Source organism: Brachyspira pilosicoli, from assembly GCF_036997485.1.
GTDB lineage: Bacteria > Spirochaetota > Brachyspiria > Brachyspirales > Brachyspiraceae > Brachyspira > Brachyspira pilosicoli_C.
Genome location: NZ_JAWLPU010000001.1, coordinates 1,143,111 through 1,159,207, shown reverse-complemented (window position 1 = coordinate 1,159,207; position 16,097 = coordinate 1,143,111). Strand labels below are relative to the sequence as shown.

General features: G+C 25.4%; 13 protein-coding genes. 4 read left to right on the top strand and 9 right to left on the bottom strand.

The features are described from left to right. The first annotated feature begins 101 nt into the window (after positions 1-101). The 4 genes from R4I97_RS05240 (at position 102) to R4I97_RS05225 (ending at position 3,440) form a co-directional block, all read left to right on the top strand. Entirely contained in the window at positions 102-1,025 is a 924-nt protein-coding gene (locus R4I97_RS05240) for an AEC family transporter (RefSeq protein ID WP_335784023.1), read from the top strand. Positions 1,026-1,117: 92 nt separating this feature from the next. Continuing rightward, positions 1,118-1,702, top strand: coding sequence for a DUF3793 family protein (locus R4I97_RS05235; protein WP_335784022.1), 585 nt, complete (start codon positions 1,118-1,120; stop codon positions 1,700-1,702). 24 nt (positions 1,703-1,726) lie between these two features. Then, positions 1,727-2,158, top strand: coding sequence for a flavodoxin (locus tag R4I97_RS05230; RefSeq protein ID WP_335784021.1), 432 nt, complete (start codon positions 1,727-1,729; stop codon positions 2,156-2,158). Positions 2,159-2,369: 211 nt separating this feature from the next. Then, on the top strand, positions 2,370-3,440 hold the full coding sequence (locus R4I97_RS05225) for a M42 family metallopeptidase (RefSeq protein ID WP_335784020.1): 1,071 nt from the start codon (positions 2,370-2,372) through the stop codon (positions 3,438-3,440). A gap of 85 nt (positions 3,441-3,525) precedes the next feature. Here R4I97_RS05225 and R4I97_RS05220 read toward each other — a convergent pair whose 3' ends face one another. From R4I97_RS05220 to lepB, 9 genes are all read right to left on the bottom strand, one after another. Next, positions 3,526-6,918, bottom strand: a complete 3,393-nt coding sequence (locus R4I97_RS05220) for a DUF4132 domain-containing protein (RefSeq protein ID WP_335784019.1) — start codon at positions 6,916-6,918, stop codon at positions 3,526-3,528. A gap of 196 nt (positions 6,919-7,114) precedes the next feature. Continuing rightward, positions 7,115-7,537 carry a hypothetical protein gene (locus tag R4I97_RS05215; RefSeq protein ID WP_335784018.1) on the bottom strand — a complete coding sequence of 141 codons (423 nt, stop codon included), beginning with the start codon at positions 7,535-7,537 and terminating at the stop codon, positions 7,115-7,117. Positions 7,538-7,577: 40 nt separating this feature from the next. Then, a complete protein-coding gene (locus R4I97_RS05210; protein WP_335784017.1) occupies positions 7,578-8,669 on the bottom strand; it encodes a sialidase family protein in 1,092 nt (363 codons plus the stop codon). Between the two features lie 331 nt (positions 8,670-9,000). Continuing rightward, a complete protein-coding gene (locus R4I97_RS05205) occupies positions 9,001-9,861 on the bottom strand; it encodes a thermonuclease family protein (protein WP_335784016.1) in 861 nt (286 codons plus the stop codon). Further along, a complete protein-coding gene (gene thiE, locus R4I97_RS05200) occupies positions 9,828-10,517 on the bottom strand; it encodes a thiamine phosphate synthase (protein ID WP_335784015.1) in 690 nt (229 codons plus the stop codon). Before thiE ends, R4I97_RS05205 begins: the two co-directional genes overlap by 34 nt. Next, the gene (locus R4I97_RS05195; RefSeq protein WP_157151617.1) at positions 10,510-11,364 is read right to left on the bottom strand and encodes an AAA family ATPase; all 855 of its coding nucleotides are present in this window, start codon (positions 11,362-11,364) and stop codon (positions 10,510-10,512) included. Before R4I97_RS05195 ends, thiE begins: the two co-directional genes overlap by 8 nt. Before the next feature lie 500 nt (positions 11,365-11,864). After that, entirely contained in the window at positions 11,865-12,941 is a 1,077-nt protein-coding gene (gene queA / locus R4I97_RS05190) for a tRNA preQ1(34) S-adenosylmethionine ribosyltransferase-isomerase QueA (protein ID WP_335784014.1), read from the bottom strand. A gap of 233 nt (positions 12,942-13,174) precedes the next feature. Continuing rightward, the gene (locus R4I97_RS05185; protein WP_335784013.1) at positions 13,175-14,815 is read right to left on the bottom strand and encodes a hypothetical protein; all 1,641 of its coding nucleotides are present in this window, start codon (positions 14,813-14,815) and stop codon (positions 13,175-13,177) included. 13 nt (positions 14,816-14,828) lie between these two features. Continuing rightward, positions 14,829-15,875 carry a signal peptidase I gene (gene lepB / locus R4I97_RS05180; protein WP_335784012.1) on the bottom strand — a complete coding sequence of 349 codons (1,047 nt, stop codon included), beginning with the start codon at positions 15,873-15,875 and terminating at the stop codon, positions 14,829-14,831. Positions 15,876-16,097: the final 222 nt, after the last annotated feature.

The following is a 16,097-nucleotide window of genomic DNA, read 5'->3' as shown; positions in this document are numbered from 1 at the left end:
ATTTTATTTAAAAATATAGTTTATAACTTTAGTTTTTTATGTTTAAAAATTAATAATTTTTATGTTATAATATTATAGAAAAAGTATTAACGGAAATCAAAATGTATACTATCATAGAATTAATACTTCCAATATTTATTTTAATAGCATTAGGTAAAATATTAAAACAAATAAATATCATTAGCAGTGATGGAATAAAAACTATAAAAAATTTAGCAGTTAATTTATTTCTTCCCTTCACTTTTTTTAATATACTTATTTATGGCACATTTAATAAAGATTCTATAGTATTAATAGCAGCAGGATTTATAATAATATTTGCAGCATATTTATTAGGATTTTTGTATAGACCATTATTCAGCGATGATATAAAAAAATATATACCATATACTAATACTTGCATTGAAAGCGGAATGTTTGCATTAGCTATACTTAATATAATAATAGGAAAAGATAATCTATTTCCAATAATACAAATAGATATGGTAAATAATATATTCGTTTTTACTGTAGTTACAACAGGTTTAACTTTGATATCAGGAAAAAAACAAAATACAAAACAAATAATAAACTCTATAATAAAAAGCCCAATAATAATAAGCCTTATTTTAGGTATAATAGGTGCATTATTTAATCTTGGTGAAAAAATAGATAATTCAAATTTCTTAGGAACATATAACAGAATAATATCCTTTTTAACAGAACCACTATCTCCTATGATATTATTATGCATAGGGGCTGAACTTGAATTTAAACCAAATATATTTAAAAAAGCTATTAAATTATTCTTTGTAAGATTTGCTACTATGGCAGTATTAATCTCTCTAACTTTATTTGTTATCTCTAAAATTATAAATATTAATATAATTTTTATAAAATCTATGATTATATATTTTTTATCTCCTTCACCTTTTATATTACTAATGTATAGTGATAATGAAAAAGTTAATAAACTCATATCAGGTTTTTTATCATTGCAAATAATAATATCATTAATACTATGTGTTATAATAAGTTTTATATAATATTTTTGGTATATTTAAAAAACCGTTAAAAAGTTAGAATATACTAACAAAACTATTGACAATTTTAAAATATATGTTAGAATACTCTAACAATGAAAGAGCATAATTTTGATACATTGATTATTAACCACTGTGCACCAACACTTTCTGGTATAAAAATAGCAAACATCTTTACATATCAATACAACTCTAAAAAAGATGTTTACAAAAAAATAGCATCATACAATAAAATATTAAACAGCCGCAATATAAATGTGTCTATTATAAAAGATTATGATAATAAAGTGATAGTTTATGTTTATGACAAAAAAAGGCTTGAGGAATACATTTTTAATGATGAGATTTTTGATTTTTTAGAAGATTATGGATATGAAGAGAAAAATCTATATAAGTGTATCGAACTATTAAAAGATAGGATGCAGTATAATAAAGATTTTCCTCATGAGATAGGTATATTTTTAGGATATCCTCTTATGGATATATACGGCTTTATAAATAATTATGGGAAAAATAGTTTATACGCTGGATACTGGAAAGTATATCATAATAAAAATGAAGCTATAAAAACTTTCGAAAGCTATAATAGATGCAGAGATTTTTATACAACTACATTTTTAAATGGGAAGGGAATATTGGAGATAATGGATGATTATAAAGAGTATGCTTACAGTAAATAAAATATTAAATTTATGGGGGATAAAATGAGTGATAAAATAGCTGTAATATATTGGAGTGCTACAGGCAATACTGAGCTTATGGCACAAAATGTAGAAAAAGGCATTAAAAAATCTGGAGGAGAGGTTGATACATTTAGCGTATCTAATTTTAATACTTCAGATATAGATAATTATTCAAAATTAGCGTTAGGCTGTCCTGCTATGGGGGCTGAAGTTTTAGAAGAATCCGAGTTTCAGCCTTTTTATGATGCAATAAGAGATAAGCTTTCCAATAAAAAGATAGCTTTATTTGGCTCTTATGATTGGGGCGATGGTGAATGGATGAGAAATTGGCAGGAAGACGTAAAGAGTACAGGAGCTTCTTTAATAAAAGATGGTTTAATTACAAATCTTACTCCAGATGATAATGCAATTAATGAATGCATTAAATTAGGTGAAGAATTAGCTAAGGCATAAAAAATAAAAAGAGGTATTAAAGTAATTTAATACCTCTTTTTAATACAGATTTTATAAAATTAGATTGTAGTTTTAAATTCATATTTCAGAAATAACTATTTTAAAAAATCAAATTATCAAAAAAATAAATTAATACATATTATATTAACAAGATATTGATATTTTATTTAAATGATTTATCATTAATCATAAATTTATTTCAGGATTTTTTATGGATAATAATATAATAACATTATTAAAAGATTTAACTAATGCATTCGGACCATCAGGTTTTGAAGATGATGTAATAAATGTTATAAGAGAAAAAGCAAATTTTATAGATAGTGAAAGAGATTCTATTAATAATTTGTATTTAGGTTTAAAAAATATTGACAAAAGCAAACCTATAGTAGGATTAGACTGCCATATAGATGAACTTGGTTTTATGGTAGAGCATATAAATGAAAATGGAACTTTATCTTTTATACCTCTTGGAGGCTGGCATATACCAAACATTGTATCAAATTCTGTGGTGGTAAAATCATCAAGTGGGGAGCATGTTAAAGGTGTTATAGGTTCAAAGCCGCCCCATTTTATGACAGATGAAGACAGAAAAAAATTGCCTACATTAAAAGATATGTATATTGATGTGGGTACTAGAACTAAAAAAGAAACAGAAGATATATTTGGAATATGCATAGGAGACCCTATTGTACCAGATGTTGATTTCAGATATGATGAGAGAACTAAAAGTTTTTGTGCTAAGGCTATAGACAACAGAGTTGGTGCTGTATGTGTGATAGAGACTTTAAAAGCATTAAAAGACGAGAAATTAGATGTTAATTTGGTTGGTATGATGACAGCTCAAGAGGAAGTTGGGGCAAGAGGAGCTTCTGTGGCAGCTAACAAAGTAAAGCCTGATTTAGTTATAGTATTTGAGGGCTCACCTGCTGATGATACTTTTTATTATGGAGAGAGAGCACATGGAGCTATTGGAAAAGGCTCTCAGCTTAGAGTAATAGACGGAGGCATGATTACAAACCCAAGATTAAATAAATACACTATAAATATAGCAAAACAAAACAATATTGCTCATCAAGTAATAGTGCGTGAAAAAGGCTCTACTAATGGTGCAATATATCATAAAACTAATTTTGGAAGTCCTAGTGTTGTTTTGGGTGTTGCTACGAGATATGCTCATAGTCATTATTGTTATGCTTCTTATGATGATGTAGTTGCTTCTATAGAGATAGCTAAAGCATTAATAAAAACTTTAAATAGTGAAAAAATAAAAGAGTTTTAATTTTTTATAAATCATTCATAAAAAGGCATTAATTTTTTTATATATAAATTTAATGCCTTTTTTATGTACTACTTTTTATTATTTTTTATATATTATTCTTTACTATATTATAAACAGAATTAACAAACCTTTGATTTAATTTTAAAGGATTAGTTTTTACAGGTTGAATCTCATCGCTTTCATCATAGAAAATAATATTATTTAAATTAACATCTTCATCAGGCTCAATTCCAAAATATATATAGTCAAATGTTATATGTACTGAAATTTGTAAATAACTATCTTTCAAAATATATTCACTGTAGCCTCCGCCGTCTTCTGTTTCTCCTCTTTCAAAATCATATTTATTTGCAAGCGACATCAAAGTTCCTACTTTAACGGTTACTCCGTCAAATGAAGTTAGCTCATCATTTTGAATATCTTTTTCTTTTATAGTTTCAAAAGTTTCAGATGAAAAATTAAGCTGATCTATAGGCTGAGTAATTTCATAATCTGATAATTGCTGTTGCCATTTATTTAAAGTATTTTCATCTAATTCCATAGGGTGAACTAAACTAATATTTTTTTTGTTTGTATCTTCAAGTTTATATTCTTCTTCATCGGCAGTATTGAAAGTGCCGTCTTCCATATATCTGAAACTTTTAATTAATTTATTATCATCATCATAAACACCCCAAATTAATTTTAAGGCAAATATATTCATAATGCTATTATTAACAAATACATTCTTAAAACTCTCATAACTCCATTTTCTGCCGTTCATTAAAACTTTTTGAAGTCTTATTTTTTGAGATTGTATTAAAGTTTTTATTTCTTTTTTTAGAGTACTAAATTCTTTTTTAATTAAGTCTGCTGCTGCCTTATCATCTTTGCTGTTTGGTGCTGGAAGTGATTTTATGATTTTATTTTTTTCATCATCTTTAATCGTTAATTCTAAATTATTATCTATATTTAAAGTAAATGTTCTCTTTGCTTCTCCTCCATAACTTAGAACTTTATTTCCTTTTCTGTCAAAACCAAAATCAGGAATAATTATGTCAGAAAGTTCATCGGTAGAAATACCTAAAATCTCTGCAGCATTTTTCATAGTTTCATTTGCTGTTTCTTTAATTTTGGCAGTAGGTGCTTTTCTTGTTAGATTATCAATCAATATTAAAGCATAATTTTTGCCGTTTAATGCAATGCATTTTACAATAAATGCTCCCAATATAGTTCTTGAACCTTTAGCAAATTCTTTTATTAATGTATATACTGCATCTATTTTTGAATTATCAGAGTATATACAGTAAGGCATTAAAATATTTTTTTCCTTACTGTCATAATTAGTATCTTTCCAATAATCAAATATATCATTTAATACTTTTTCAAAAGAGTTAGTTTCTAATAAATCAGCAAGCATATCACAGTCTTTAAGTCTTGCAGGCTCTGTTAGATTCATATACTCCATTAAAATATATTTAATAATTCTTTCATCTGCCTTATTTCCATTTTTATATAATACTTTATCTAATTTGAGATTCTCTAAAAACTTAATACTGTTTTCATAGCTTGTATTATAGTATGTATTAATAAATTCAATTGCTTCATCAATACTATTAAATTTATCGCCGTATTTTTTTAAGTTCCAATTTTTGAGTATTGTTTTTAAAGCTCCTTTTAAATCTGAAGCTCTTACCTTATCAATAGCTTTTTCAACATATTCCCTTGTTATATTTTCATTATTAGATATGATTTTTAAACAAACTCTTTTAACTTCTACTTTTTTAGTGCTTTCAAGAACTGTATAAACTAATTCAAAATTATTATAATTGAAACTAGGATTATATGCCCATTTTAATATATCTAAAATAGCCAATTTTTCATTGCTTAATTCTTTTTTAATGAAATTTGTATCATCTAATATATTTTTTAATTCTTCACTGTAATTTTCTATTAATAAATCTTTTAAAGTTTTTGTATTATCTTTTTCATCTGTTAAATCATTATATAATGATGGAGGCGGCACATAGTAATTACCATAATCATAATAGTATGAAAGAAGTACTTCTTTTAATGTTATATTTAATTCTTCATTATTTATAAGCGAATCAACAATTTCTCTGAATGTTTTTGAAGTTAGGGCATATTGAGTTTCTATGTACTTTCTAATTCCAAGCTGTATGGTTAAATGTTTTAATACATCTATACAGAATTTTTTTGATGATTTTGTTTCTTCGCATAAATCTTCAAAATTAAATAATGCAAATACATACATTATATCTGTATTCAAACTAATTTCAGGATAAGTTGCTCTAAATCTGTAAAGCATGTCTGAAGATTTTTTTCCTGTGTAATAGTCTATTAAATTATTAAATGTTTTATTTTTATCTTTATCAAATACATCTTCTAAATTTTTAATATTATCAGATATTTTCTTAATATCTCTTTTGCCTTCTTTTTTTAAGCATTTTAAAATTATACTAGGTATTATTTGATAGCATAATTTAAATGTTTCTAAATCAAAATTATTATCATTATGCTCTAGTAAAATTGCACTAAATAAAATAAATATAATTTTTATATTTCTCCTTGTTATGTATTTTTCTAATTTTAAAAGATTATATAATTTATAAAAAGCCTCTTTATCATTTAAATAAAGTTTTTTGAAGTTATGTATTTTACGTATATTAAAGTAATCTTCAAAATATTTAGCAATAACTGAAAAATAATTTGGAAAATCAAGATCTTTATATATTTTATCAATCATTTTATCTTTATCTGAAAAAGCTAGTATATGAAAATAGTGCCCAAACTCTATACCAATATCTATAATTAAAGAGTCATCATTTATTTCTACAAATTTATCTCTTAATGATTTATGTTTATTTATAATAGGACCAATAACATTTAAAGCATCAAGTTTATTGGGCATATAATCTAATGCTTTGATAATAATATCTACATATTTATCTTCAGTGTTTGCCATAGTACATAATGCAAATAATGGTATAACTGCATCTCTATTCATATCTTTAAATGTTTTTTCTGCATCTTTAGAATTTATTATATCTACATATTTATTAACATATTCAGTAAACTCTTTATTAAAATATTGATTTAATAATTCAAATATTTTATGTATAGGTCTTTGAAAATACATTTGTCTGCATTTATCTGATTCATAGGTGCTGTAATTTATATTTTGTAATGCTTTTTCTAAATTTCCAAATAATATTAAATGGGGAATTACAAAACTTTCTCTGTAATCTTTTTCCTTATATTCATTATAATAATATATTTTTAATAAGTGTTTGTATCTGTCTTTTAATTCTTTATTATCTTCTTCTATTTCACAGTAGCATTTAATTATATCATTCATTTTATAAGCTAATGAAAGTCCCCAAATAGGTATTGATGTAAAATTTCTACTAGCTTCAGCCTGCTTCATAGGCATTCTTACATCTCTATAAAATTCTTCCAATTTCTTTTCTAAATCCATAACAATCCTTTATTATAATGATTAATAATGAAGTTATATCATAAATGATTTTAAAGTAAATAATAAATTAAGATATTTTTTATTTTTGATGTTATTATAATTCAAATATATATAAATAAATTAAATGAATTTTAATTTGTTAAATAGTATTTTATGATTTTATATTTTATTTGTAAGTATATTTATTTACTATCACTTACTTTCTTACAACTTCTGCAAACTTTGAAATATTAAAAACTCTTGTAGTTTTACTTTTTTCAAGCGATGCTCTTACTATAAGAAGTTTATGATTAAGCAAACTCTCATAAACATAATCGCTGTCTAATATAATAGAAGAAAGTTTATCTTCTGTTGCCTTACAATCTAAATTATCAGGCAAATCATCATCAAACCTAAAAAAAGCTTTATGAGAAGGAAATACAAAATCTTTACTATTCCAATTAATTATAATAGTTTTATTTTCTTTATTAACATTTACTATTAAATGAGTATCTTCACTCCAAGATGATAATTTATAAGCAAGAAGCCTATAGCTAATATTTTTATCATCTTCTAAAACTTCCCAATTATCTGGTTTTATCTCATAGATTTCAGGGTTCATTATATCTTTATCGTCCATAAATCTCTCTCCCTATATTAAAACAAAGTCTACTATATTTTTAATCTAAAGTAAATACAGTTAAAAATATTTTTCTTATTTTATCTCTATTATCATATCCATAGTAAACACAATATATACTGTTGTTGTTATTAGCACACCAAGGATAACCGCAATCAGTACTTTTCATTTTATCTTCTATAATTATCTCTTTTTTTTGTATATCATAATCAGAGTAATTTTTTAAATCATTCAAGTCGTTTAGTAAAATTGCTCTAACCCCATAAGGCTTTAATCTGTATCCATAAGTTAATAAAATTCTCTCATCATCAATCTTTAAAGGATGCAAAGGATAGCCTTTAATATTCGTAAAATGAGGCTTAGTAAAACTCTTTCCATTGTCCAGAGAATAACTTAAAGAAGTAAAAGCATATTCATTATTAACATGCGTTCTTATAAATGCCCATAATATATTATTATAATATATAAGTGAAGGTTCAACATATTCTATTTTGCTTTTTTTATTTTCAATTTTTCTATATTCAGTTTCACACAAAAAACTCTTTATATCCCAATTAATTAAATCTTTAGTATATATAATATAGCATTGATACTTAGAATTATTTTTGTTTATATATTTTTTGTAAGCATATATAGGCATAAGTATTTCATTATTTACTTTAACCATGCTGCCTCTTACCGCAAAGTTTTTCATTCCATTTTTTAATACAATAGTATTAGCCTTTGAAAAAGTTTTACCATTATCATAACTAATACAGTACCCTATACCGCTTAATAATGCTATTGTATTATTATATTCCAAAAAAGTATTTTCTTTTAATAAATCAATTTCGCTTTGCGGGTGAAAAGTATATCTAAAATAGTAGGCAATTATAGTGTTATCATCAACTCTAAAAAGCTGCACATCTTGTTTTGCTGCTTCATCTTCTTTGGCTATTTCTGTAGTATTAATTATTTTGCCTTTATAATAAGTCAATACAATAGCTTTACTTAAAGAATGAAGATGAGAATAATTTTTTTTATTTTTTGGAGCAAGTCTAAAACTCACTAAATATTTATCTTTTTCTAATTTCACTATAGAAGGAAAAGCAGGGTATTCATTTTTATTGCAGTATAAAATTTTTTTATTCATAATATTAGTTTATATTAAAAGTCTTAAGTTTGTCAACTGCAAGATTCAGCACATTTCAGTATGATATTGCTTACTTTTATTAACAACTTATAATATTGTTAATAAACTATATTTTTGCCTTCAAATAAATAAAAATTGATAAACTTAAAGATTTTAGTATATATTGAAATGATTATATTTTTTCAATTTTTTATTGTTCTATAACAGAAGAACTTGCATTTTTTGCAACTTTTTGCGGCGGGAAAAAGTTGAATAAAATAAAGCTTATACAACAAAATATGATTGTTTATATATACTAAAAAATCATTGTTTTAAGTAGTAATTAACAAAACTATCTATTTTCTCTTCTGTATCTCGATGGGTCTATAAACTTTCTCCTTTCCTGAAACTTAGATAAATAAACTATATTACTTCCAATTTCACTAAAACCATTATCTCCATATTTCAATACAGTCTCTTTTGCTAATTTTTCTTCTATCATATAATAAGCTAAAGGCACATCATCAACTAAAATATGACATAATATCCTATCAAATATATCATAAGAAGAAACAAGCATAGACACTTTTTCACTATTTTTTATTAAATTAGAAACATAATCTTTAGCCTCTTTTCCATAAACTTGTTCCAATTCTGGAGCATCAATTCCTATAAACCTGTAAACATTATTATTATATGTTATAGTGTCGCCGTCCAAAACTTTTATCAAATCTTTATCAATATTATTTTCAGTATAATTATTATTTGTAACAGATAAAAAAATTTTTGAATTATTAGAATCTTTTAATGTAATATATTCTTCTTTTTTTATGTCATTAATATTTAGTACAACTTTATAATAGTATATCTTATTTTTGTAAGCATATTCTATTAAACTATCATCGCTAAAAAAGCATAATATATTTTTTCTTAATTTTGAATATATTCTAAAACGAAACTCGCTTATAAACTTAGCACTTGGAAAAACATTTTTTATATAATCTTTATTATTATATCCAACAACAAAAACATCTTCTCTAAACTTTATATAATCATATATTATTTGAGTGTTAGAGTTTTTAATAAATGCCTCAATAGAAGCCTCATCTATAAACAAAGCCTCTTTATCATTTTTTAGAATACATAGAAAAACAAATAAAACAATAAAAAATATTATTATTAAGAATGCATTTTTTTTATTAAAGTTTCGCATTTATTTTTAATATCATCAGAAGCAACAATCTCAGTGAGCATGCATAAACATTTTGCATTATGCTCTATAAGCAAATCCATATTATTAAGTTTAATGCCTCCTATACAAACAAAAGGCATATCAATATTTTTAGCAATATAATCTAAATACTCAAAACCCACAGCATTATCAGCATCAATTTTAGTATTAGTGTCAAATATAGGACCAACCCCAATATAATCAGCACTGCTATTAAAAGCCTCATTAGCCTCATCAATATTTTTTGTAGAAAGCCCTATAATCATATCATCGCCAACAATCTTTCTAACCACTTCTATTGGCATGTCATTTTGCCCAATATGCACCCCATCAGCTTCCACTGCCAAAGCCAAATCAGCATAATCATCTACTATAAATAATGCATTACTCTTTTTTGTCATCTCTCTTATCTTAACGCACTCTTCATACTTCTCACGCATATATTTTTTAGGGTTCTCTTTTTCTCTATATTGAATAATCTTTATACCCGCCTCAAGCATAGAGCCTACTACTTCAATATTGTTTCTTCCCTTAGAAAAATCTTCAGCAGTAACGCAGTATATAGACTTATTAAAATAATTCTCTTTTAAATAATCTCTTTTATCTTTTTTGTTTTTTAAATTTTTAAAATTATTCATCTTTGTTATTCTCATCAATATTTAGTGATAATATTCTAATACCTTCATTTCCAAGCACAGATTTTAAAGCTATTAAAAAAGCAGAATCTTTGCTATGAGCAATATTACTGTTATAAAGCTTCATAGCATACCTTGCCATACTAATACCATCTCTCACAGAAAAAGAAGCATTATGTATATGCGACTTCTGTAAAAAACCAACAGTAATTTTTAATATTTCATCATCAGCAAAAGGAAGATTCATTTTTAATATATCATACTCTTCTTTAACATCTGGAAAAGGAAGCTCTATTGTAGGCTGCAAACGAGAGTGTATATATTCAGGAAGCTCAAAAGTACTCGCATCATCATTCATTGTAACTATCACTCTAAAATCTGGATGAGCCTTAATTTTTATACCCGCAATAACACTTTCAACATATCTTCTGTCATCAAGGAGCGGAGCAAGTGAAGCCCAAGTTTTCTCACTCATTCTGTTTCCTTCGTCGAGTATGGCAACCCCCCCCTTAATCATCGCAGTAACCAAACTTGAAGCATGATAGCTTATAGTATTATTTTCTGATATTACAGGTATTATTATTAAATCCTCTGGTCTAGTGTCTACTGTACATTGAAATATATAAACATCTCTTTTAAGAAGCTCTTTAGCAACATAATATGAAAGAGTAGTTTTTCCAGCTCCGGGCTTACCCACAATTCTTGGATTCAATGGTATGTCATCTTCGGATATTATATGCCAAGAAGCCATTATCTGCCTTACTAAATCATTTTGTCCTGTCCATTTTATATTTAAATTATCTGGGTGAGATAATGTAAGCTCTACATTTTCTATCTTTATCTTTTCCATATTTTCCTCTAATAAAAAATATTCAATAAATGCATTGTGTATTATGATAAATCAATTATACAAAAAGTCAAATGGTAATTTGTTTAGGTATAGTTTAGGTATATGCTGGAAATTTTTAAGTTTGTCAAAACTTAGTTTGTTATTTTAATTATTTGCTGGGCTTTGCCACCTGCGAAACGTGCCCGTAGTGTAGCCCCCGCTTCTTTTGCGACTGAAAGGAGTCTTTCAAGGCGACCGAAGGAAGTACATTTAGGTATTGCCATAAAGAACCAAAAGGCTTTATTTTAACTGAAATATATAATTTTATCTTAGATATTTATAAAATATAATTAGTATTATTTAATATTAATTTCATATTTTGCACTTTTTGCAACTTTTTGCGGCGGGAAAAAGTTGAATAAAAAAATCATATAACAAAATATACTTTTTTAGCTATATATTAGACTTGTTTCAAAACTAAATATTTAAAGTTTTTAAAACTAAGTATCCCAAAATTATATCTAATACAAAAAAGTAGCATCTCCATAAGAGAAAAAACGATAATTATTTTCCACGGCAATTTTGTATGCATTCATAATATTATCATAACCGGCAAAAGCACTAACCATAGCAAGAAGCGTAGAGTGCGGGGTGTGGAAGTTTGTAATAAGAGCATCTACACATTTAAACTTATACGGTGGATATATAAAAATATTTGTAGAGCCTTCTAATCTATTAAAATTAAAATCATTATATTCACTTTCCAAAACTCTTGCCACAGTAGTTCCGCATGACACTATTCTTCTCCCATCTTTTTTAGCATTTATTATTATACTTGCAGTTTCTTTTGGTATAGAAAATTTTTCTTCATGCATAACATGTTTTTTTAAATCTTCTTCTTTTATAGGGTTAAAAGTGGAAAAGCCAACATGCAAAGTAACATAGCAAATTGTAACACCAATAGATTTAATTCCTTCTAAAAGTTCTTTGGTAAAATGAAGTCCTGAAGTAGGTGAAGCAATACTTCCCTCATTTTTAGCATATACATTTTGATAGAACTCTTTATCTTTTTCATTATATTCGTCTTCGCCTTTTTTCTTTCTGCTTTGTATTATATACGGAGGAAGAGGTATTTTACCGATTGTATCTAATATACTGGAAGTAAGAGGTTTTGAAAACTTTATTAATTTTGTTGATATATTATCTTTTATTATAGAAGCTTCAATTATTCCGATGCTTTCTATATGACTATAATCCAAATACAGTACATCATTTTCTTTTATATTTTTTCCTTTTATTAAGCATTCCCATAAATCTTCGCTGTTATTGAATTTATTTAGAAGAAGTATCTCTGCATTTCCGCCTGTATTTTTTTTAGCGTATATTCTTGCAGGTATTACTTTGCTGTCATTAAGAACCAATATATCATCTTTGTTTAAATAATTAATAATATCTGAGAAAATTCTATGCTCTATTTCTCCTGTGTTTTTACTAATTGTCATTAACTTGCAATGGTCTCTCTCATAATTTGGAGTGGTTGCTATTAAATTTTCTGGTAAATAAAAATTATAAGTTTCTCTATTTAAATAATCTATCATAAAAATATTTCTCTTTTACGAAAAATTATACTTAAATTTTTTAAGTTTGTCAAAATTTGTTTTATATTTTAGTTATTTGCATGGCTTTGCCCCCTGCGAAGCGTACCCGAAGGGCGAAAACTTTGACGAAGTCCGCAGAGCGACCGAAGGAAGTGCCTGTGGTGCGAAGGCGGGAAAAAGTTGAATAAAAAACTTGTATTAAAAAATATAATTGTTTATATAAATAACAAAAATTAAAAAGTTACTATTATTCTTCTTTGTCTTAAAAATTTTGTTAAAGTCTTTTTGCTTACAGAATTATATTTTAATATAGCATATTCATCATTAATTTTTTTTATATTCATTCCTTTTCTGTTTGCTTCATAAACTATCTCTTCAAGTTTGTCTTTATCTTTTATATTTATCAAAGTAATGTTTTCATATATTGAAGATATAATTCCTCTCTCATACCATCTGTTAATATTACTCTCTACATGCTTTGGAATTGTAAGAGAATATTCATTTAATACAGATTTTAATTTGACTAAAAAATTGTTGAAACTATACTTAGAATTAGTATCATTTATAATAGTTTTTGCTTTTAATATTTTATCTTCTGTGATTTTATAAGTATAAACACTTTCATTTTTTTCAAGCTCAAAATATAAATTACACATATAAATAAAATCATCATCAAAAGCATTATGATTAATTAAAGTTATTTCAAAATTGCTGTTAATAAAACATTTTTTTGAATTATTTTTTATATCTTTTATGCTTTTTAATGCAATAATAGCTCCCTCATAAAAAGAAGCTTCAACAAGTCCAAAAATAAACATTGTATATAATATATTATTATAAGTTTCTGGAGATATATTATTTTTTTCTTTTAATTCTAATAGTAATTTAGTTTTAGATATGCTTTCATTATCTTCTAATATTTGAAATATTTTGTTTTGATATTCCAGATGGTTTTTAAAAATTTGTTTTAATATAGTATCTCTTCTTTTTTCTATATCAAGTGATATAAATGTCTTTACATTATCACTTTCTAAAGATATAAAGCCTTTATTATCTATTATTATCAAATCAAGCTTTAGGCAAATATCAACTATTGTATTATAGTTTATATTATTACTCAAAAACTCTAAATTAATATTTTCTACATTTATTTTTTGAATATCTACTTCATAAATAAAATTTTCTATATCATTTAATATATTAAGATGATTATATATAAAAATAGAAGAAGACACACTATCTTCTAAAGATTTTTCTATTGTATTTATCACATTAATATTATTGATTGCTATAAATGCCTTTGAATTTTCTTTTGCAAAATATAATGTAACTATATTAGCCTTACACAAATCTAATAATTCATCATTTGTAATTTTTATTTTTGTATTTTCTATTATACCGCCGTTTTCGTATATGGATATTATTTTCTTTAGATATTTTTTATATGTTGCTATGTTGTATTTAACATCTATGTAATTTTCTATTTTTTTTGTGTTTTCTTTTAAAATAATTGTTTCTAATAATTCTTTAATATTCGGCAAGAAATTTAATGTATCATCATTAGCATTAAGCTTTCTTCTTTTCATTTTTAAATATAGAAGCCCAGATTTTTTTATATCATCTATATAATTAAAAAATACTGGTAATTGTTTTTGAGTATATTTAAGCGAATATGCAATATCTATAGAATTTATTTCTTTATCATAATTGTTAATAACAAAATAAACTATTTCTTTTTCTTCTTTATTTAAAAGAAAAAACTTATATGAAATTAAAGATATATTATCAGTTTTATTTTTTAAATCATCTATATTTTTTGCTTTCCAAATTTTTAACAACTCTTTTAATGTATCTTTTGATATTTGGCTATACATAATATATATTCACTTATTTTATAATAAAGTATTTGAAGAAACCTTGAGGTACATCATCAGGTCTTTTTGATTGTATCCAAGCAATCATAGGCTGCCCCTTAATGAGTCTATAAGGCACAAGTCCCCACATTCTGCTGTCACAGCTTTGATCTCTGTTATCTCCCATTACAAAGAAATAATCTTCAGGGACATTGTATATATATTCATCAGGTCTGTCTTTAGCATAAGGTATATATATATTCATCCAGAAAAATAGTTTTATATCATCGCTAACTATTTTATCATTAATATATACTTCAAAAGATTTAAGGTCATTATAATAATCTTCTCTATCGACTATCTTTTTAAATATTATAACATCACCTTTTTTTGGCACATAAACAGGTCCATATATATCTATAATAGGCACAAAGTCTCTCTCTCCATAATAGAAATACCCCCATTTATCTTCTATTTCATCTCCATTTATAATTATCTTTTTTTCTCTAATTTCTACAGTTTCACCAGCAGTAGCAATTACCCTCTTAACAAACTCTTTTCTAGGGTCTAAATCTACAGCTTTAAGCCCAAAAAATAACTTAGCAGGAGCAAGATGATTTCCGCCTGTGAGTTTTTCGCCTAAAAAATCTGCAACTAAAAATCTTGGGTCCCAATTAAAAGGAGTAAGTGAAAATATCATTACAGGTAATTTCAGCATCTGCACAAAAGGAGAAGGTTCATAATACGGCATAGAAGATTCGCATCCAAAAGTAGATGAAGGAGGTGCTCTAAATACAACTAAGTCTCCTCTTTGAGGCGATTTTATTTTAGGAAGTCTATAACCTAAAAGCCCATCTGTAAATGGAAGTTTCACACCGTAAACAAATCTATTTGCAAATAATCTGTCTCCAGGCATGATAATTGGTATCATAGAGCCTGTTGGAATTTGATAGTTTTGTATTAAAAATGTGTTTATAATCAGCACTATTACTATTGCGTATAAAATTTCTTTTAGTGTATGTTTAAAAGTTCTGCATTCGCCTATTATGATATCTGTAATATTTTTTATAGGGTTTTCCATAAAATAAGCACCTTCTCTAAATATTAATGTAGAATTATATAATAGTATACATAAAAAATCAACTTGAATTATATGTATTTTATGTTTAGGAGTTATTGAAAAGTATAAAAATTAATGTATTAGAATTACTAATTTTTTTTATTTTAACTTATTTTTAATAAAATACTATATTTATTATTATAGAATTTTATGCTGAAATAATATATATTTACTACAAAACGG

Excerpts from the sequence above, each read along its gene's own strand:
- R4I97_RS05240 (WP_335784023.1), top strand. The coding sequence starts at position 102 with ATGTATACTATCATAGAATTAATACTTCCAATATTTATTTTAATAGCA.
- R4I97_RS05235 (WP_335784022.1), top strand. The coding sequence starts at position 1,118 with ATGAAAGAGCATAATTTTGATACATTGATTATTAACCACTGTGCACCA.
- R4I97_RS05230 (WP_335784021.1), top strand. The coding sequence starts at position 1,727 with ATGAGTGATAAAATAGCTGTAATATATTGGAGTGCTACAGGCAATACT.
- R4I97_RS05225 (WP_335784020.1), top strand. The coding sequence starts at position 2,370 with ATGGATAATAATATAATAACATTATTAAAAGATTTAACTAATGCATTC.
- R4I97_RS05220 (WP_335784019.1), bottom strand. The coding sequence starts at position 6,918 with ATGGATTTAGAAAAGAAATTGGAAGAATTTTATAGAGATGTAAGAATG.
- R4I97_RS05215 (WP_335784018.1), bottom strand. The coding sequence starts at position 7,537 with ATGGACGATAAAGATATAATGAACCCTGAAATCTATGAGATAAAACCA.
- R4I97_RS05210 (WP_335784017.1), bottom strand. The coding sequence starts at position 8,669 with ATGAATAAAAAAATTTTATACTGCAATAAAAATGAATACCCTGCTTTT.
- R4I97_RS05205 (WP_335784016.1), bottom strand. The coding sequence starts at position 9,861 with ATGCGAAACTTTAATAAAAAAAATGCATTCTTAATAATAATATTTTTT.
- thiE (WP_335784015.1), bottom strand. The coding sequence starts at position 10,517 with ATGAATAATTTTAAAAATTTAAAAAACAAAAAAGATAAAAGAGATTAT.
- R4I97_RS05195 (WP_157151617.1), bottom strand. The coding sequence starts at position 11,364 with ATGGAAAAGATAAAGATAGAAAATGTAGAGCTTACATTATCTCACCCA.
- queA (WP_335784014.1), bottom strand. The coding sequence starts at position 12,941 with ATGATAGATTATTTAAATAGAGAAACTTATAATTTTTATTTACCAGAA.
- R4I97_RS05185 (WP_335784013.1), bottom strand. The coding sequence starts at position 14,815 with ATGTATAGCCAAATATCAAAAGATACATTAAAAGAGTTGTTAAAAATT.
- lepB (WP_335784012.1), bottom strand. The coding sequence starts at position 15,875 with ATGGAAAACCCTATAAAAAATATTACAGATATCATAATAGGCGAATGC.